Below are 17,936 nucleotides of genomic sequence, written 5' to 3'. Positions count from 1 at the left end.
AGCGGCATCCGGGGGTCTGAGGGGGCGACGTGGCGACCAGCGTCTAGCCGCCGAACCGACGTTCTGTCTGCCAGGCGCCGCGTTCCATAGGTGAAATGCTCATGTTTTGTGTGCAATCGGCGCACATTTCCGCGCTCCGAGCCTTGCGCGTTGCGACCGTATCGTCCAGCCTATCGAACAGTCATTCGATGAGGGACAACGACCGCTCCATGAGACACCGCATCCCACTCCTCTGCGCCGCAGCGCTCCTCGCCCATGCGCATGGCGCTGCCGCGCAAGCTCCCGTGCCCCTCGACGCGCCGACTCCCGAGGCCCCCGCCACACTCGAGGCTCCGCCCCTCCGGCCGGGCCCGAGCGTGGTGGTCGAGCTGGGCGCCGGAGGGCTCACGGCGGACGCCGCCGCCGAGCTGTCCGTGCAGCACGCGCCCGACATGGCCCAGGCCGCCGCCGCCACCGCGCGCGCCGAGGCGGCCTACCGTGAGGCCCGGGTCGGTCTGTTCCCGCAGCTGCAGCTCCAGGCCAGCTACACCCGCCTGTCACGGGTGAACCTGCCGCCGTTCGACATCGGCGGGGGCACGGTCATCGACAACCCGTTCCCGCAGATTCTCAACAACTACCTGCTGCGCGCGTCGGTGTCCGTGCCTGTCACGCAGATCTTCATGAGCACGCTGCCCGGCATGCGCGCGGCCTCGCTCGGTCGCGAGGCGGCCGAGCTGCAGGCCGCGCAGCAGGAGCGCATGCTGCGCATCCAGGGGCGCGAGGCGTACTTCCAGCTGATGCAGGCGCGCGCGCGCGTCACCGTGGCGCAGCAGTCCGTGCGTGTGCTCGAGGCGCTGGTCGACACCACGCGTGCCATGGTCGAGCGCGGCGTGCTGGCTCGCGCAGAGCTGAGCGGCATCCAGGCGCGCCTCTCGTCCATCCGAGTGGTGCTGATGGTGGCCGAGGGCGACGCGGTCATCGCGGAGGTGGCGCTCGTGCAGCGCATCGGCGGGCGCGCCGGGGACCACGTGGTGCTCGGCGAGGCGGCCGAGGTGAGCGACGTGTCCATCCCGGCCGCGCTGGACGCCGGCCAGGTGGACGCGGCCCTCGAAGCGCGGCCCGAGGCGGCGGCGTTGCGCGCGCTGGTGGAGGTGCGGCGCGCCGAGGTACGCGTGCACCGCGGCACCCAGCTGCCGCAGGTCGCGCTGGTGGGCGCCATCGACTACGCCAACCCGAATCAACGCGTGTTCCCCCAGACCGCCCAGTTCCGGCACACCTGGAGCTTGGGCGTGAACGTCACGTGGTCGCCGAACGCGTTCGCGGCCGGGCACCACCGCGCCGCCGGGGCCGAGGCCACGCTGGTGGAGGCCGAGGCGCAGCTCAGCGGCCTCGAGCGTGCCATCACGATCGAGATCCACCAGGCCGACGCCGCCGTGCGGGCCGCCGCCGCGTCCATCGGCGCCGCTCGAGAGGCGGTCGCCGCCGCGCAGGAGACCTACGAGGCTCGCCGGCTGCGCTACGAGGCGGGCGCCGGCACGTCCAACGACGTGCTCGACGCCGAGATGGCCGCCCGCCAGGCCGAGGTGGACCTGGTGGACGCCTACATCAACTACCGCCTGGCGCAGGCCCGCCGCAGCTACGCGCTGGGCGTTACGGAGGAGGCCACGCCATGAGCCGCAGCGTTCAGACCCCACGGCGCGTGTACCCCGCCCACCCCCATCGCTTCGAGACCCCCCGGACTGAGATCCCCATGTTCCGCGCCACCCCCGCTCTCTCGCTCCCTTCCGCGCGCACCCTCGCGCTCGCGCTCCTGACCACCGCGGCCGCCGCCTGCTCTCCCGAGACGGCCGCGCAGCTTCCGTCGGCGGAGGACGAGCGCGCCGCGCCCGTCGACGTCACGGTCGTGCGCGTGACGCGCGGCAGCGTGGGCTACGAGGCCGAGATCGGCTCCCACCTGCTCCCGCGCCGGGCCGTGGACCTCAGCGCCGACGTCACGGCGCGCGTGCAGCGCGTCTACGTCGAGGAGGGCGACCGCGTGCGCGCGGGGCAGCTCCTGGTGCGTCTCGACGCCGCTCACGCGCGGGCCATCGTCGCCCAGTCGGACGCCATGGCCTCGTCGGCGCAGGTCCAGGCCGCGCAGCTCGCGCGCGAGTACGACCGGCTGGCGCCGCTCGCCGAGCGTGGGGCGGTCGCCGTCTCCGAGACCGACCAGCTCGCGGCCAGTCGGGACGCCGCGCTCGCCACGGCCCAAGCCTCGCGCGAAGCCCGCAGCGCGGCGACCACCACGCTGCGCACCTACGTCATCCGCGCGCCCTTCGACGGAATCGTCGAGTCCCTGCCGGCCGAGGTCGGGCAGGTGGCGTCGCAAGGGGGCGCGACGCTCGTGCGCCTAATCGACCTGAGCGAAGTGGAGGCGCGCGTGAAGGTGAGCGAGTCGCTGCTGCCGGGCATCGCCGTCGGAGGGGCAGCCACGGCGCACCTGCGCAGCCTGGACCTCCGCGTCACGGGCCGCGTCGAGCGCGTGGGCTACGAGCTGGACCCGCTGACCCACACCGCGTCTGTGCTGGTGCGCTTCCCGAACCCCGACACCACGCTGCGCGCCGGCATGTTCGCGTACGTCACGCTGACCGAGGCGGCGCCCCCCGAGGGGCTGTTGCTGCCGGCGGCCGCCGTGCGCAGCGCGGCCGGGCAGAGCTACGTGTACCGCGTGACGGACGACACCGCGCGGCGCGTGAACGTCACGGCCCGCCCCGTCGACGCGAACACCATGGCGGTGCTCTCCGGTCTGGAGGAGGGCGACCAGGTCGTCGTGCGCGCCGAGCAGCCGCTGCGCGAAGACGTGCGCGTGCGGGCCCAGGTCGCCCAGGCTGGCTCGCCGGGAGCACAAGACGCGACGCCGGAAGTCGCGCCAGCCCCTTCGGCAGCCAACGCCGCCCAACTTGCAGGTGAAGCCGCGCAGGCCGAGGCCCCCGCCGAGCCGGAGGCTGCGGAATGAAGATCTCCGACGTCAGCATCGCGCGCCCCGTCTTCACCACGATGGTCATCAGCGCGCTCGTCGTGTTCGGCGTGCTGCTCTACACACGGCTCAGCGTGGACCTCTACCCCGAGGTCGACTTCCCCATCGTGACGGTCACCACCGTCTACCCGGGGGCCTCGCCCGAGACGATGGAGGAGCAGGTCACGGACCCCATCGAAGAGGCCGTCAACAGCCTGAGCGGCATCCGCTCGCTACGCTCCGCCAGCGTCGAGGGTGTGTCCCAGGTGTTCGTCGAGTTCGAGCTGGGCGTGCCGCTGGACGTGGCCGCGCAGGACGTGCGCGACCGCGTGGCCTCCGTGGCGCGCGATCTGCCCGACGCGGCCGAGGACTCCACCGTCGAGAAGCTCGACCTGGGCGCCGCGCCCATTCTGCAGCTCTCGGTCTCCGGCGAAGACGCGCGCGCGCTCTCCGACTACGTCGAGAACCAACTCAAGCCCGAGCTCGAGCGCGTGCAGGGGGTCGGTCAGGTCCAGCTCATCGGCCTGCGGCCGCGCGAGATCGAGGTGCTGGTGGACCTGCAGGCGCTGCAGGGCTACCGGCTCACCGTGCAGGACCTGGTGAGCGCCCTCGGCCGCCAGAACATCGAGGTCCCGGCGGGCAACTCGGGGCGCGGTCGGCAGGACCTGGTGCTGCGCACGGACGCGCGCTTTGCGGACGTGCACGAGCTGGGCGCCACCACCATCGCCACCGTCAACGGCATCCCGGTCTCGCTCGCGCAGGTCGCCCGCGTGGTGGACGGCTTCGAGGAGCAGGCGTCCGTCACCCGCCTCGACGGGCGCACCGCCGTCGCCGTCGCCCTCATCAAGCAGAGCGACGCCAACACCGTGGCCGTGGCCGAAGGGGTGCACGCGCAGCTGGCCGCGCTGCGGGCCTCCGCGCCAGCCGGCATCGCCATCGAGCTGGTGCAGGACAACTCCACCATCATCGTGTCGTCCATCGAGACGGTGCAGCTCGACCTCGTGCTGGGCGCGGCGCTGGCCATCCTGATCATCTTCATCTTCCTCCGTGACTGGCGCGCCACGCTCATCAGCGCCATGGCGCTGCCCACCTCCGTCGTCGGCACGTTCGCGTTCGTCCAGATCATGGGCTTCACACTGAACATGATGACCACCATGGCGCTGTCGCTCTCGATCGGCATCCTCATCGACGACGCCATCGTGGTCATCGAGAACATCGTCCGCCGCCGCACGGAGCTGAAGGAGTCCGCCATGGACGCGGCGCAGCGCGGCACCGCCGAGATCGGCCTCGCGGTGTTCGCCACCACCATGTCCATCGTGGCCGTGTTCGTGCCGGTGGCGTTCATGGACGGCATGATCGGGCAGTTCTTCTACGAGTTCGGCATGACCGTGGCGGTGGCCGTGCTCATCTCCCTCTTCGTCTCGTTCACGCTCACCCCCATGCTCTCGGCGCGCTTCCTCAGCGCGCACCACGGCCACGGCAAGGGGCTCTCGGCGCTCATCGAGAAGGCGCTCAACGGGCTCGACAGCCTGTACCGCAAGGTCATCCGCCTGGCGCTGCGCCAGCGCTTCCTCACGTTCGCCACGGCCGTCGTCGTGCTGTTCGCCAGCTTCGGCGCCGCTGGCATCCTCGGCTTCGAGTTCATGCCCATCGAGGACAAGTCGCAGTTCAACGTGCTGCTCGAGCTCCCGCCGGGCTCGAACCTCGACGCGACGGACGAGGCCGCCCAGCAGATCGCCAACGCGCTCGCCGAGCTCCCCGGCGTCACGTCCACCTTCACGACGGTGGGCGGCGGCGCGCAAGAGCAGAAGAACGTGGCCACCGTGCTGGTGCTGTTGGTGCCCCCCGAGCAGCGCGGCTACCACCAGACCGAGATCATGGCCTTCGCGCGCGAGCGCTTCGCCGGGGTCACCGAGTACACGGTCGCGGTCGAGCAGGCCGGCGACAACCCGGGCGGCAGCGGCCGCAACGCGGCCATCCAGCTCAACCTGCGCGGCGGCGACCTCTCTGCGCTGCAGGCCGCGGGCAACCGCATCGCGGCTCGCCTGCGCGAGATCCCGGGCTACGTCGACGTCGACACCAGCTTCCGCGAGGGCAAGCCCGAGCTGCGCGTCGACGTGCGCCGGGCGGTCATCGACGACCTCGGGATCTCGGCCGACACCGTGGCCGCCACCGCGCGCACCCTCTTCGCAGGCACCGTCGCGACGCAGCTAGCCGACGGCGACGAGCGCATCGACGTGCGGGTGCGGCTCCCCGAGGAGAACCGCAACATCTACGACGCCGCGCGCGCCAACGTCATCTCCAGCCAGGGTCGCCCCGTGCCGCTCGGCATCATCGCCGACGTGACGCTCAGCAGCGGCCCCAGCCGCGTGGACCGCGAGGCGCGTCAGCGGCAGGTCACCATCTACGCCAACCTCAACGGCAAGGTGCTCGGCGACGCCATGCCCGAGGTGCAGGCCATCGCCAACGAGGAGATCGGCGCGGACATCCAGGCGGCCTTCGGCGGTGAGGCCCAGATGATGGAAGAGAGCATGGCCAGCATGCTGCTCTCCATCTTCCTCGCGGTGATCTGCGTCTACATGATCCTCGCGGCGCAGTTCGAGTCGTTCCTGCACCCGCTCACCATCATGAGCTCGCTGCCCTTCTCGCTCATCGGCGCGTTCGGCGGGCTCTTGGTGACCGGCAACACCATGACCATCTTCGCGATGATCGGCCTCATCATGCTGTTCGGTCTGGTCACCAAGAACGCCATTTTGCTCATCGACTTCGCCATCCAGCTGCGCGCCACCGGGCAGTCCATCCCCGAGGCGCTCGAGAACGCCGGGGCCACGCGCCTGCGGCCCATCTTGATGACCACGGCCGCGATGACCTTCGGCATGCTGCCGGTCGCCATCGGTCACGGCGACGGCGGGGAGGTGCGCGCGCCGATGGGCATCGTCATCATCGGCGGCCTGATCACCTCCACCATCCTCACTCTGGTGGTGGTGCCGGTCTTGTACTCGCTGCTCGAGGGCATGCGCATGCGGGTCGCGCGCCTGTTCACCCGGACGCCACACGAGACGGCCGAGGTGACGCCATGAGCGCCGTCGCCAAGCGCAACCGCCGGGAGCGCGCGGCCGCCCACGCGCGCGAGGACATCCTGGACGCGGCCGCCAGCGTGTTCGCCAAGAAGGGCTACGCCGCTGCCGGGGTGCAGGAGATCGCGGCCGAGGCGGGCTTCGGCGCGGCCTCGCTGTACAGCTACTTCAAGGGCAAGCGCGCCATCTGGGACGCGCTCCTCGACGTGGTCACACACGGCATCCTCGAACTGTTCGAGCGGCCGCTCCCCGCGGGCCTGTCGCTCGAGCAGCGCCTGGAGTTCATCCTGCTCGAGCAGCTCAGCTGGATCGACCAGCACCGCACGCAGATCGTCGCGGTGATGACCCCGCCGCCGGCCGAGGTGGGCGACGACGAGAAGGATCCGCCGCCGGACTTCACCGCGCTCTCCACGGGTTACTTCGCGTCGGCCTGCGCCGAGTACCCCGACCACCCCGCGCTCGCCGACATGGCGCCCGAGGAGGCAGGCTACGTGCTGTGGGGCTTGGTGCAGGGCTACTTCGCGCGCTGGATCGCGCAGGGCGACACCAGTCAGCCCCTCTCGGCGCAGGCGGGCAAGATCGTGCGGGTCTTCTGCCACGGGGCGATCGGAGCCCGCGCGGTGGAGGCGGGGGTGGCGTCGACGTGACGCAGGCAGCCCGCGACTCGCCGTGGCAGGGGCGGACACGGACGGCAGCGCGCCGCCGCGTCCGGGCGCGTCAGAAGCTCAGGCGGGACCCCATGTACAGGCTCACCTCGTGCACGCGCATGGGCGAGATGCGCGGCGACGTCACGTTCGGGTCGTTGACGTCGGGCACCGGCGCCACGTCGAGGCCCGCGACGCGCCCCGCACCGTAGGCGTAGCGCAGCGCGAACGTGGACTCGAAGCGTAGGCGCGGCGCCTCCTCCCCCGGCGCCAGCTGCCGGTCTTTCATGAAGCGCAACCCGAGGGTCGCGCCGTAGGCGTGCACCCGTGCTTCGCCGAACGAGTCGGGGCGATGCTCGGAGGCGCGGTCGGTGAACAGCCCGGCACCCACCTGCAGGACGTCGGTCACCCGGAACAGGCCGCCCACGCGGAGGTTCCAGACCAGCTTGCGGTCCAGGTCGCTGCGGTGCACGGCCGGCTGGAGGTCGCCGTCCAGCGCGAGCCAGCCCCATGGCCGCTCGAGCGCCACGCCGACGCGGACACGGGCGGGTTGGAAGCGCTCGTACACAAGGCCCGTCCTGTCGACCGAGTCGGTGGCGAACCCGTTGTTCGTCGGGGACTGCTGCTGCGCCGAGAAGTCCACCGTGGTGGACGAGTAGAGGGTGCGCGCGGGGGAGTCGATCGAGGCGCCCACGCTCACGTCGTCGGTGGGTGACCACTGCAGCCCGGCCGACACGCGCGCGCTGACGGTGGTGGCCGACACCAGGAACGACTGGCTCAGCGCGTAGTCCGCCTGGCGGGTGACGGGGTCCACCAGCCCACCCCCGAACGCGATGAAGCCCGAGGTGCTGGACACCAAGCCGTGCAGCGCGAACCCGAGGTGCAGGCGCGGGTGCGGCGAGAAGCCCGTGCCCACCACCGCGTCGTAGAGCTGGTTGCGGTCGACGATGGTGAGGCGCCAGTCGAGCTGACCCGCGCTGTCGTCGCTGACGTTCGCGCGCAGCGTGAGCGACGTGGCGCGACGCTGGAAGAAGCCGACGCCCACGCGCAGGCGGCCCAGCTGCCGCACGTAGGCCAGCGTGCTGGGCACCACGGTGATCTCCAGGAAGCTCTCCCCGTCGGCAGCCTGCGTGGGCAGCGAGAGCAGGGCGCGCGTGACGTAGCGCCGCACCCCATACACGGTGGCGCTGGCGTCGATGTGGTTCTCGTCCGTGCCGCGCATCACACCCGCCGGGTTGTAGGCCAGCGCGCCCGCCCCCTCCGCCATGGCGGTCACGGCGCCACCGGCGAGCGCGGCTTGGTCCCCCACCAGGAGCTCGTCGTCGTTCCCGGCGGAGGCCGCCCCGGGCCAGCCCGAGAGCCAACCGAGCGCCATGGCCAACAGGGCGGCAGCGCGCCCCGTCGAACCGTACGTCACGCCTGTCGTCGTCCTGCTCGGCCCCGCGTGGTCCACCTCGGTCATGCGGAATCAGACCAAAGCCCGGGGCCACCGTCCACTCCCCCGCACAGCCCACCGGTTGGGGACATGTGTCGTCGCTCCCGCGGCCACGGTCACTACCCGCCCGAAGGGGCCCGGGCTGGACTCGGTCGACCCTCGGGGTCGCTTTCGTGCCACCCCCGTTCGGATCGTCTACGCTGTGGACGATCGCTCTCGTGGAGTCTCGATGCGCCGCTTTCCCCTGCTTTCGCTTGTCCTCTTTGGGCTCTTTGCGCTGACCCTGTCGGCCTGCGGCCGCTCCGTCCTGGGGGTGCCCGACCCCACCCCCGACGGTGGCGTCCCCGACATGGGGACGGATCTGGACATCCCTGACCTGCCTCCGCCTTTCTGCGGCGACAGCGTGTGCGGTTTTGGCGAGAACTGCGTGAGCTGTCAGGTGGACTGCGGCGAGTGCATGGGTTGCGGCAACGGCTTCTGCGACGACACCGAGTCCTGCCTCACCTGTCCGGCCGACTGCGACCTGTGCCCCGACTGCGGCGACGGCGTGTGCGGTGCAGCCGAGAACTGCACGACCTGTGAAGTGGACTGCGGTGAGTGCATGAGCTGCGGCAACGGCAGCTGCGACGCTGGCGAGGATTGCAGCACCTGTCCCAGCGACTGCGGAACCTGTCCCACGTGTGGGGACGGCATCTGTCGCGCAGACGAGAGCTGCCTCACCTGCCCGGTAGACTGTGGCCCCTGCTCGCCCTGTGGCGACAACACTTGCGCTGCCGACGAGAGCTGCCAGAGCTGCCCGGCGGACTGCGGCGTGTGCCCCCCGTGTGGAGACGGCATGTGCGGCCCCACCGAGAACTGCTCCAGCTGCCCGATGGACTGCGGTGTATGTGAGCTCTGCGGCGACGGTGTGTGCGCCGTGGCCGAGAGCTGCTCGAGCTGCCCAGCGGACTGCGGGGCGTGCCCGACCTGCCCCGACGGCGTGTGTGGCGCAGGCGAGGGCTGCCTGAGCTGCCCAGCGGACTGCGGGGCGTGCCCGACGTGCCCGAACGGCGTGTGCGGCGCGGGCGAGACGTGCACCACGTGTCCAGCGGACTGCGGGGCGTGTCCGACGTGCCCGAACGGCGTGTGTGGCGCGGGCGAGTCCTGCACCACGTGCCCGGCGGACTGCGGCATGTGCCCGGTGACGTGCCCCGATGGAACGTGCAGCGCGGACGAGACGTGCAGCACGTGCCCGGCGGACTGCGGCATGTGCCCGACGTGCGGCAACGGCACCTGCGGCGCGGGCGAGACCTGCACCAACTGTCCGATGGACTGCGGCATGTGCCCGACGTGCGGCAACGGCACGTGCGCCGCCGACGAGGACTGCAACACGTGCCCAACGGACTGCGGCATGTGCCCCGTGACCTGTCCGAACGGCGTGTGTGGCCCGCTCGAGAACTGCAGCACGTGCCCAGCGGACTGCGGCGCGTGCGTCGTGTGCGGCGACAACGTCTGCTCGATGGGCGAGAGCTGCACCAACTGCCCCGGTGACTGTGGGACCTGCGGCTTCTGCGGCGACGGCTTCTGCGTCGCTGGCGAGGGCGAGACCTGCAACACCTGCGCGCCCGACTGCGGTTTCTGCCCGACGTGTGGCAACGGCACGTGCACGGCGCCCGAGACCTGCAGCAACTGCCCCGCGGACTGCGGCCGCTGCATGGGGTGCGGCGACGGAGTGTGCTCGGCCACGGAGGACTGCGCCGGATGTGCACGTGACTGCGGCTCGTGCTCGGTGTGCGGCAACGGCGTGTGCCAGTCGCTCGAGAACTGCGCGAACTGCCCTGGCGACTGCGGGGCTTGCCCGCCCCAGGACTGCGAGGACGTGGCGCCCTGCACGGTGAACTGCCTCTTCCCGCCCACCAACCTCGCCAGCTGCGTGAACGGCTGCGGCAACGGGGCGTGCGCGGACGCGCTGTTCTTCGCGGACCAGTTCTTCAACTGCGCGTTCCAGCAGATCCTCACCTTCCCGCCGTGCCTCAGCTTCAACTGCTTCACGCAGCGCTGTAGTGCCCAGTGGCGCGCCTGCCAGATGCAGGGCACCTGCGACTGACACCCGAGACGGGACTCGCAACGTGAACGGCGCCCGCATACCCACCGAGTTCCGCTACTGGGAACAGCTCGACAGCCCCTACGCCAAGGCCCTGCGGCGCTTGCTGCAGGGGGTGTTGGGCGTCGACCCGCGGCTGCCGCGCGAGGCGGTCCAGAAGTACGCCGAGGCGTACTTCGACGCCGACCCCGTGGCCGAGGCGTTCGTGGACGAGGTCTACATGACGCGCGGGCAGCAGGCCGGGCGCGCCATGGTCGACCAAGCGCTCGCCCACGGGCTGGACGGTGTGACGGACGCGCCCGAGTCGTTGAAGCGGCTGTTCGCAGAGATCGAGCAGGTGCCCAGCTGGCTCGACTGGGAGCAGGTGGAGCTGGGCGCGCGCGTGTTCCGGCGCTTCAGCACGTACCTGTACAGCTTCGCGGGGGTGATCACGCTGCACGGCTACCGCGAGAACTCCGTGGCCAAGCCCTTGTCGTTCACGGGCGCCTACAACGGCGAGTCCGCCAACCGCCGCTTCCTCGAGACGGCGGCGTTCTGGATCGACGTGGCCGAGCCCGGGGGCCTGCGCCCCGGCGGCAAAGGGCGCGAGACGGCGCTGCGCGTGCGCCTCATGCACGTCTTCGTCCGGCGGCGGCTCTTGGCGCATCCGGGGTGGGACCTCGAGGCGTGGGGCGTGCCCATCTCCCAGGGGGACGCGCTGCTCACGCTGATGGGCGGCAGCGTCGCGCCTGGCTATGGCCTGCGCTTCCTCGGGTTCCGCGTGCCACGCGAAGAGATCGTCGCGCTACTGCACTTCTGGCGCTACGTGGGGCACCTGGTGGGCGTGCAGCCGCGCTGGTACCCGAGCACGCCGGAGGAGGGCATCGGCTTGCTGTACGCGAGCGAGATCAAGGGCGTGCGCGGCTCGGGCGACGACGGGCGCCAGCTGGCGCTGTCCTACCTCGAGTCTTTTCGCCCCACCGACACGGACAGCAAGCGCGACGCGCTCATCAAGTCGCTCGAGCACGGCCTCGAGCGGGGCTATGCCGCGTGGTTCCTGCCCCCTCAGTCGCGCTTCGCCTACAAGCTGCCCGGCCCAGGCCTGTGGGCGCTGCACCCGCCCGCGCAGTTTCTGCCGCGCTTTGCGTTCGAGACCGTGCGGCGGCGCGTGCCGCAGGTGGACGCGTGGGCCGACGCGCGCGCGCGGCGCAAGACCAAGGCCTGGGTGCGCGCGCGGCTGGGGGAGCGCAAGGTCGAGTACCAGGCCGTCAGCCGCTTCACGCGCTGAGCACCGGGTCCCCAGTGATCGTCAGCGCGAGGACCGGGCGATTGGCCGCTTCACGCGCCGAGCGCCGCGCGTAGCTCCATCACACGGGCGGCGAGCGCTGCCTCTTCATAGGCGCGGGCCTCCCCGATCCCCCACACCGGGCGTGGCCAGGCCTCGTCGCCGGGCGAGCGCGCGACGTGGTGCACGTGCAGCTGCGGCACCATGTTGCCGATGGCCGCGACGTTGAGCTTGAACGGCGCGTAGAGCCCCACCAGCGCGCGGCTGAGGGCGGCCGACTCGCGGGTGAGCGCGAGCTGCTGCTCCTCGGTCAGCTCGTACGGGTCGCGCACGTCGACCACGCGCGGGACGAGGAGTGCCCACGGGTAGCGCGCGTCACGGACCAGGCGCACGTCCGAGAGCGGCAGGGCGCACACGAAGACGCTGTCGGCGGCCAGGGTGGGGTGAAGCTCGAAGGTCATCGCGGACGAGTGTACGCTAGCGCAGGTGCCACCCATGGGGATCCCGCAGCGACCGAGCTCCGCGCCGCCCGACGACGTCTCCCAGACGCGGGTGATGGCGCGTGTCGGCGAGCACCTGGGGTCGCGCTGGGTGCTGCTGGGCGGGGTCGCGGCGCTGCTGATCTCCGCCGGGGTGTTCTCCACGGCGTCTTCGTACGTCACGCTGAAAGAGGCCGGCCAGCGGCGAGCGGACGCGTGGCTCGCAGGGCGGCGGGACCAGCTCGAGCTCACCTTCGGGCAAGCCTTCGGTGTCGCCGACCCGCTGCTGGACCAGCTGGCGGCGACCGTGCGCGGCGGGCTCGGGGCCGACCCGGTGGAGGCGCTGGTCCCTCGCCTGCACGCCCTGGCTGCGGGGCGCACGGGGGTGACCTGGATCAGCGTGAGCCTCCCGAACGGCACCTTCGTGGGCGTGGCCCGCGACGAGGACGGCGGCTACCACGCGGAGGCGAGCGCGTTGGTGTCCCGCGGGACGACGCCGCCCGGCGACACGACGAGGCGCGGCGTGGCCGAGGAGTGGGTCCTGACGCTCGACGACGAGGCACGCGTCCACGCTGGGCCGCGCACGGCCACGGACTACGACCCGCGGCGCCGACCGTTCTACCGGCTCGCCGTGCGCGAGCGGCAGCGCGCGTGGACCGAGCCCTACACGTTCCTGCCCCACTGGCACACGGGTGTGACACGCACGGAGCCCGTGTATGGGCCCGGTCCGCAGCGTCCGCTGCTCGCCGTGCTCACCGTGGACTTCGACGCGGTGGAGCTGGCTCGGCTGCTGGGCGAGCCCTTGGTGCCTGGGCAGCGCACGCTGGTGCTGACCTCCGAAGGGGTGGTGCTGGCGTCTCGTGGCACCCCGGACGACACCAGCGCGCGCGTCGCACCACCGTCGTCGGAGGCGCAGCCACCTCCGACGCTGCGCGATCTGGGCGACCCCCTCAGCGTCGCGATCCGCGAGGCGTTCCGTGATGGCGTCGTACGCGAGGCCAGGGTCATGGAGGTGACGGGACAACCCTATCGCTACGACGCGCAGCAGGTGCTCGACCTCTCCGGCCAGCGGGTGTGGTTGGTCACGGCGGTACCCGAACGCGAGCTCTACGCCGACGCCCAGCGTCAGGCGCTGACGGGTGCTGCGACCACGGGGGCGCTTACGCTGGTGGCCCTGCTCGGAGCGCTCGCCGTGTCGTCCAGCCTCGCCAACCATCGCCGCAAACGGCTGCGCGCCGAGCGCGCGGCACGGCGCGCCGAGGAGCAGGTGCGCCAGCTTGGTCGCTACGAGCTGCTGGAACCTCTCGGGGCGGGGGCCATGGGCGAGGTCTACCGAGCGCGTCACACGCTGCTGGCGCGCGACGCCGCCCTCAAGCTCATCAAGCACCGCGAGCCCTCGGGGGAGGCGGACACGGCACGCGACGCGGAGCGGCGTCAGCGTTTCTTCGACGAGGCTCAGCGTCTGGCAAGCCTGCACTGCCTGCACACGGTGGCGGTGCATGACTTCGGCGTGGCGGAGGACGGACGCTACTACCTGGTGATGGAGCTGCTCGACGGTCTCGACCTCGCGACCCTCGTCGAGCGCGACGGCCCCCAGCCCGCGGCGCGTGTCGCGCACATCCTGGCCCAGGTCTGTGCGTCTCTGGCGGAAGCGCACGACGCCGGCCTCGTACACCAGGACGTCAAGCCCGCCAATGTGTTCCTGTGTCGCATCGCGGACGCGCTCGACTTCGTGAAGGTGCTGGACTTCGGGCTGGCGCGCGCCGTGGGGGAGCAGGGTGCGCCCGGCGAGGCGCCGATCATCGAGGGCACCCCCGCGTTCATGGCCCCTGAGCAGGTGGTCGGTGAGGCGATCACCCCAGCCGTCGATCTCTACGGCCTCGGAGGCCTCGGGTTCTTCCTGCTGACGGGCAAGCCCCCGTATCAGGGGGCCAACCGCCATGCGCTCTTCGCGCAGCACGTACACGGGCCGCTGCCCACATGGCCCGAGCACAGCGTCGAGCACACGCCGGCGGCGTTGCGAGAGCTGCTGTTGAGCTGCCTGGCAAAGCGGCCAGCCGAGCGCCCGCCCTCAGCCCGTGTGCTCGGTGAGCAGCTGGCACGGCTCGCAACCGAGCTGGAGGGCGAGTTCGACCCGGAAGCCCGCGTCCGCTGGTGGGCGGCGTATGGTCATCGCGGGCGAGCGCCCGGGGGCGCGCCACCCGAGTCGATGTCGGTGCGCCTCGACATCCTCCGCTCCGTGCGTCGCCGGCTCGCCGGGCGTTGAGCGACGCAGCCGCCGCGTGAGCGGGGGCGCACGCCGGCGCGCGAGAACCGGCGAAGAGTGCGCCTGGGAACTCGTCTGTTCCGGCGGACTTCGTGGGTGGAGCGGGAGCTCGTCGGAGCTCGTCGCCAACGTATGGGGCATCACGCAGGGGGAAGGGGGACGCACGGATTTTCACTCATACCCGTATTATCCCTCTTGTGTATCTCTGAACATGCGAGACACTACATGAGATGACATGTGTCATCTCATGGAGGTTACAATGGTTGAGAAGTCGATGCAGGCGGCGAAGCCGGCCACCAAGTCCAAGCAAGTGACCCCTGCGGCCAAGGCCGCTCCCGCGAAGGCGGCCAAGCCCGCGGCGCCGAAGGCGGCTGCGCCCGCGAAGGCCGCGGCGCCGAAGGCCGTGCAGGCGGCCTCGGGCGCCGTTGGCGGCCCCGAGAAGTGCACGGCTCGCCCTCGTCGATCGCTGCGTTCCCGCGAGGCGCCTGGCGCCGAGCGGATGCGCCCGCGCCCGCGTCGAGAGCAAGCGACGCCCGCGAAGGCCGCGGCGTCGAAGGCGGCTGCGCCCGCGAAGGCCGCGGCGTCGAAGGCGGCTGCGCCCGCGAAGGCCGGCGCACCGAAGGCGGCTGCGCCCGCGAAGGCCGCCGCGCCCGCCAAGGGCAAGAAGTAGCCTTTCTTCAGTCGCGTTCCGCGCGCCGGTCGCGCGGGACGCGAGCCTCACGCTACTCGGGGCGCCCTCCCGTCCTCTCGCCGGCCGTCCGAGGCCCACGTGCCGCCGGGTGCTCGCGCGATGCGACGGGGGTTCGTCAACGGGCTGCGAGCGCTCAGAACGGCTCTCGGCCGACGCTCTCGACGATCTGGCGCACGAACGTTCGGCGTAGCTCGCGGGGCTCGTCGGCCGCCGTGCTCCGCGGCACGTGGTAGAAGGCGCCTGGACCAGGGGCCGCGCCTCTCACGGTCATGTCGTCGAAGTCGACTACGCGCTCCGCACGTGGCACGGCCGGAGCCTGGGCGGCGGCTTCGCTCGCCATGACGCCGTCCAGCGCGACGCACGCGAGCGCCGCCACAAGCAGGCGAAAGAGCGTGGCAAGGCGTGGCAGGGAAGCGGTCGGTGTGCTCATGGCGGGGCTCCTTCGTTCGCGTTCAACGTAGCAGGCCCAGGGCCCGACCTGCCAACCCCACCTGGACCTGGCATCGCGTCGCCTGCGTCGCCGTGGCGGCGTGCTACGTCGCGGCATGACCTACTACGCCGAGACGCTCGAGCTGGCCACGCGCGGCCGGGGGACCCTCGAGATCACGGACGACGTACAGCGCGTCGTGCGGGCCTCGGGCATCACGCGCGGGCTCTGCACCGTGTTCGTCCATCACACCAGTGCCTCGCTCATCATCAACGAGAACGCGGACCCGAACGTGCGCGTGGACCTCGACGCGTTCTTCGCGCGGCTCGTCACGGACGGGGACCCCCTGTTCGTTCACACCGACGAGGGGCCCGACGACATGTCCGCGCACGTGCGCGTGGCGCTGACGCAGACCTCGCTCGGCATCCCCGTGGCGGGCGGCCGCGCCGACCTCGGCACCTGGCAGGGGGTCTACTTGTGGGAGCACCGTACCCGTCCGCATCGGCGACGCGTCACGGTGTCCATCGTCGGCTGACCTCGCGCTGAACCGCGCGTCGCCGTCATGGGGAACACCTGCCGGCTCGCGACACGCCACGAGAAGTGCGGGCGCCCGGGTCCGTGCCCTCAATCCAATTGGAAGAACGTCCGGATCTTGAACGCCAGGTCGCGCTGGCTCTCGGCGCGCCGCTTCGCGTCCTGGGCCACGTCCACGCGCTCGCGCACGGCTTCGAGATCCGCCTGCCGCTCCACCAGCACCGCGGCCACCTGCTCGGCCAGCTCCGGGTGCCGCTCCAGCAGCCCGCGGAACGCGCCCCAGTCCAAGCGGTAGCAGTCCACGTCGCTCAGCGCGATGCACGTCGCCCGCCGCTTCTCGCCCGTCAGCAGCGCCATCTCGCCGAAGAACGCGCCCGCGCGCAGCTGCGCCACCTCGTTGGTCTGCTCGATGCCGCCGACGCGCACCGAGACCTCACCTCGCACCAAGATGTAGAGGTGGTGCGCCGTCGCGCCCTCGCGCGTCATCGTCTCCCCCGCCGCGAACGGCGCGCGGTGCAGGCTCTCGGCCAGCGCGCTGCGCTCCTCGTCGGACAGGTCACGAAAGATCGTCACGCCCTGCAGCGCCTTCACGCGGCGCTCGAAGTCCGCCTCGCGCTTGGCCTGCGCGCGCTCCTCGTCGTGCTCCGTCACGAACACCGTCTGCGCGGGGATCGCGGGCGACATCTTCGCGCGCGCGAGGGCGAAGAAGATGCGTGTGCGGATCTCGCTGTCGGTCGGGTCGTCCACGGCGAGGTCCGTGAGCCAGTAGCGCACCGCGTACTTGGTGGAGCTCTGGTCGAAGTCCATCGCGATGCAGTTCGGGGCCGGCGTGGCCGCCACGTTGCGGATGGGCTGCGCCAAGAGCGCCTGCGTGACCACCGCGATCACGTCGGTCGGCGCGTGGCGGAAGTCCACGTGGAAGTACACCCAGCGCCGCCACTGCTCGGGCTGCCCGGAGCGCTTGCCCAGCACCATCACCTGGCCCCGCGTGAGCATGCTGTTGGGGAAGATGACAGTCTCCCAATTGCGGGTCTCGATGGCGGTGTAGCGCCAGCGAATCTCCGACACGCGCCCAGAGAGGTCCCCGATCTTCACCCAGTCGCCGACCTCGATGGACCCGTCCATCTGCAGCGCGAGCCCACCCAGGATGTTGCCCAGCGTGTCTTGGAGCGAGAGGCCGATGACGGCGGTGAGCACGGCGCTCGTCGCGATGATGCCACTCAGATCCAAGCCGAGGTGCGACGACGCCCGCATGAGCGCGACCAGACCCGCGATGGTGGTCAGCACGTCGGGCACGATGCGCGGGATGTTCGGACGCACGCGGCGCACCAAGCCCTCGAACACCACCACGCTGACCAGCCCGACACCGGCCAAGGTGCCCACCAGTCCCGTCGCCACGCGCAGCTCCGCGGCGCTCTGACCGTGCCACGCTGCGGTGGCGGCGCTGGCCAGCAAGAGGACGGCGAAAAAGCCGAAGAGCGAGAACGCGAAGCGGAAGCGCGCGCGGGGATCGGACCCCTTGGGTGAATCGAGCACCGAAGCGCGCGCGAGGAGCGCCGCCACGATCATCCAGCCCACGCCCAGTGCGCTCCCGAGGTTCCACAGGTGGTTCACGAACGTCACCGCGCTGCCATATCACGGCCCCGCCGTCGGCGTCTCGGGGCCGCGTGTGGGGTCATCACGGCAGCCGACAATGGGACCGCACGGGCACGGGAGACCCGCCGTCCATCGCCGATTACACTGACATGCTGTCAATTTCAGTGATAGCACGATTCGCGTGGCCCACGTCCCCCTTTGGTGCTAGTGTCCGCTCCATGTCACCGCGTGCCAGCGCGCTCCCCCAGCACGGCATCCTCGACAACGCAAGCGTTTCGCTGCCCATGCCGGCCACGCTCGAGAAGGTCCTCCGGGACGCGCTCACGCTGGGTCATGGTGAGATCACGGTGCACGTTGGGCGTGAGCAGGATCGCATATTTCTCGCGGGCGGCGCCATCGCCTGGGTGGTCTCGGCGGGTGCCCCCACGAGCCTCGCGCGCGTGATGACCTCCCGCGGCCTCGCCTT

13 protein-coding genes are annotated in these 17,936 nt (G+C 71.4%); 8 read left to right on the top strand and 5 right to left on the bottom strand.

The annotated features are described in order from the left end of the window. Nucleotides 1-209 precede the first annotated feature (209 nt). From H6726_03395 to H6726_03380, 4 genes are read left to right on the top strand one after another with little or no spacing between them, the layout of a single operon-like run. Nucleotides 210-1,652, top strand: coding sequence for a TolC family protein (locus tag H6726_03395; protein ID MCB9656672.1), 1,443 nt, complete (start codon nucleotides 210-212; stop codon nucleotides 1,650-1,652). Further along, nucleotides 1,649-2,974 carry an efflux RND transporter periplasmic adaptor subunit gene (locus H6726_03390; GenBank protein MCB9656671.1) on the top strand — a complete coding sequence of 442 codons (1,326 nt, stop codon included), beginning with the start codon at nucleotides 1,649-1,651 and terminating at the stop codon, nucleotides 2,972-2,974. Before H6726_03395 ends, H6726_03390 begins: the two co-directional genes overlap by 4 nt. Then, complete coding sequence (locus tag H6726_03385) at nucleotides 2,971-6,054, top strand: efflux RND transporter permease subunit (GenBank protein MCB9656670.1); 3,084 nt, start codon at nucleotides 2,971-2,973, stop codon at nucleotides 6,052-6,054. Before H6726_03390 ends, H6726_03385 begins: the two co-directional genes overlap by 4 nt. Beyond that, nucleotides 6,051-6,698, top strand: a complete 648-nt coding sequence (locus H6726_03380; protein ID MCB9656669.1) for a TetR/AcrR family transcriptional regulator — start codon at nucleotides 6,051-6,053, stop codon at nucleotides 6,696-6,698. Before H6726_03385 ends, H6726_03380 begins: the two co-directional genes overlap by 4 nt. A gap of 70 nt (nucleotides 6,699-6,768) precedes the next feature. Here the strand turns inward: H6726_03380 and H6726_03375 are convergent, their stop codons facing one another. Continuing rightward, nucleotides 6,769-8,112 carry a hypothetical protein gene (locus tag H6726_03375; protein MCB9656668.1) on the bottom strand — a complete coding sequence of 448 codons (1,344 nt, stop codon included), beginning with the start codon at nucleotides 8,110-8,112 and terminating at the stop codon, nucleotides 6,769-6,771. Between the two features lie 247 nt (nucleotides 8,113-8,359). Here H6726_03375 and H6726_03370 point away from each other — a divergent pair, with 247 nt between their 5' ends. Together H6726_03370 and H6726_03365 are read left to right on the top strand one after the other, a co-directional pair. Then, nucleotides 8,360-10,216, top strand: a complete 1,857-nt coding sequence (locus tag H6726_03370; GenBank protein ID MCB9656667.1) for a hypothetical protein — start codon at nucleotides 8,360-8,362, stop codon at nucleotides 10,214-10,216. Between the two features lie 22 nt (nucleotides 10,217-10,238). Beyond that, nucleotides 10,239-11,480 (top strand): DUF2236 domain-containing protein, encoded by a 1,242-nt coding sequence (locus H6726_03365; protein ID MCB9656666.1) that lies wholly within the window; start codon nucleotides 10,239-10,241, stop codon nucleotides 11,478-11,480. Nucleotides 11,481-11,530: 50 nt separating this feature from the next. On the opposite strand, the gene H6726_03360 is transcribed toward H6726_03365, so the two are convergent. Then, nucleotides 11,531-11,938: an HIT family protein gene (locus tag H6726_03360; GenBank protein ID MCB9656665.1), complete on the bottom strand. Its 408-nt coding sequence runs from the start codon at nucleotides 11,936-11,938 to the stop codon at nucleotides 11,531-11,533. A 34-nt stretch (nucleotides 11,939-11,972) separates the two neighbouring features. Between H6726_03360 and H6726_03355 the strand changes: the two genes are divergently transcribed. Continuing rightward, nucleotides 11,973-14,222, top strand: coding sequence for a protein kinase (locus H6726_03355; protein ID MCB9656664.1), 2,250 nt, complete (start codon nucleotides 11,973-11,975; stop codon nucleotides 14,220-14,222). Between the two features lie 240 nt (nucleotides 14,223-14,462). On the opposite strand, the gene H6726_03350 is transcribed toward H6726_03355, so the two are convergent. Next, nucleotides 14,463-14,885 carry a hypothetical protein gene (locus tag H6726_03350; protein MCB9656663.1) on the bottom strand — a complete coding sequence of 141 codons (423 nt, stop codon included), beginning with the start codon at nucleotides 14,883-14,885 and terminating at the stop codon, nucleotides 14,463-14,465. 161 nt (nucleotides 14,886-15,046) lie between these two features. Next, nucleotides 15,047-15,343 (bottom strand): hypothetical protein, encoded by a 297-nt coding sequence (locus H6726_03345; protein MCB9656662.1) that lies wholly within the window; start codon nucleotides 15,341-15,343, stop codon nucleotides 15,047-15,049. A 115-nt stretch (nucleotides 15,344-15,458) separates the two neighbouring features. Between H6726_03345 and H6726_03340 the strand changes: the two genes are divergently transcribed. Beyond that, on the top strand, nucleotides 15,459-15,875 hold the full coding sequence (locus H6726_03340; protein ID MCB9656661.1) for a YjbQ family protein: 417 nt from the start codon (nucleotides 15,459-15,461) through the stop codon (nucleotides 15,873-15,875). A gap of 89 nt (nucleotides 15,876-15,964) precedes the next feature. Here the strand turns inward: H6726_03340 and H6726_03335 are convergent, their stop codons facing one another. Continuing rightward, nucleotides 15,965-17,497 (bottom strand): mechanosensitive ion channel, encoded by a 1,533-nt coding sequence (locus tag H6726_03335; protein MCB9656660.1) that lies wholly within the window; start codon nucleotides 17,495-17,497, stop codon nucleotides 15,965-15,967. Nucleotides 17,498-17,936 lie beyond the last annotated feature (439 nt).

It is taken from the genome of Sandaracinaceae bacterium (assembly GCA_020633055.1).
GTDB lineage: Bacteria > Myxococcota_A > Polyangia > Polyangiales > Houyiibacteriaceae > JADJJE01.
Note: the sequence above shows the minus strand (reverse complement) of the source record. Positions and strands in the feature narration are given on the sequence as shown.

Bases quoted from the DNA above. Each gene is read 5' to 3' on its own strand.
- H6726_03360 (MCB9656665.1), bottom strand. From the start codon at position 11,938: ATGACCTTCGAGCTTCACCCCACCCTGGCCGCCGACAGCGTCTTCGTG.
- H6726_03355 (MCB9656664.1), top strand. From the start codon at position 11,973: ATGGGGATCCCGCAGCGACCGAGCTCCGCGCCGCCCGACGACGTCTCC.
- H6726_03380 (MCB9656669.1), top strand. From the start codon at position 6,051: ATGAGCGCCGTCGCCAAGCGCAACCGCCGGGAGCGCGCGGCCGCCCAC.
- H6726_03395 (MCB9656672.1), top strand. From the start codon at position 210: ATGAGACACCGCATCCCACTCCTCTGCGCCGCAGCGCTCCTCGCCCAT.
- H6726_03390 (MCB9656671.1), top strand. From the start codon at position 1,649: ATGAGCCGCAGCGTTCAGACCCCACGGCGCGTGTACCCCGCCCACCCC.
- H6726_03385 (MCB9656670.1), top strand. From the start codon at position 2,971: ATGAAGATCTCCGACGTCAGCATCGCGCGCCCCGTCTTCACCACGATG.
- H6726_03370 (MCB9656667.1), top strand. From the start codon at position 8,360: ATGCGCCGCTTTCCCCTGCTTTCGCTTGTCCTCTTTGGGCTCTTTGCG.
- H6726_03340 (MCB9656661.1), top strand. From the start codon at position 15,459: ATGACCTACTACGCCGAGACGCTCGAGCTGGCCACGCGCGGCCGGGGG.
- H6726_03345 (MCB9656662.1), bottom strand. From the start codon at position 15,343: ATGAGCACACCGACCGCTTCCCTGCCACGCCTTGCCACGCTCTTTCGC.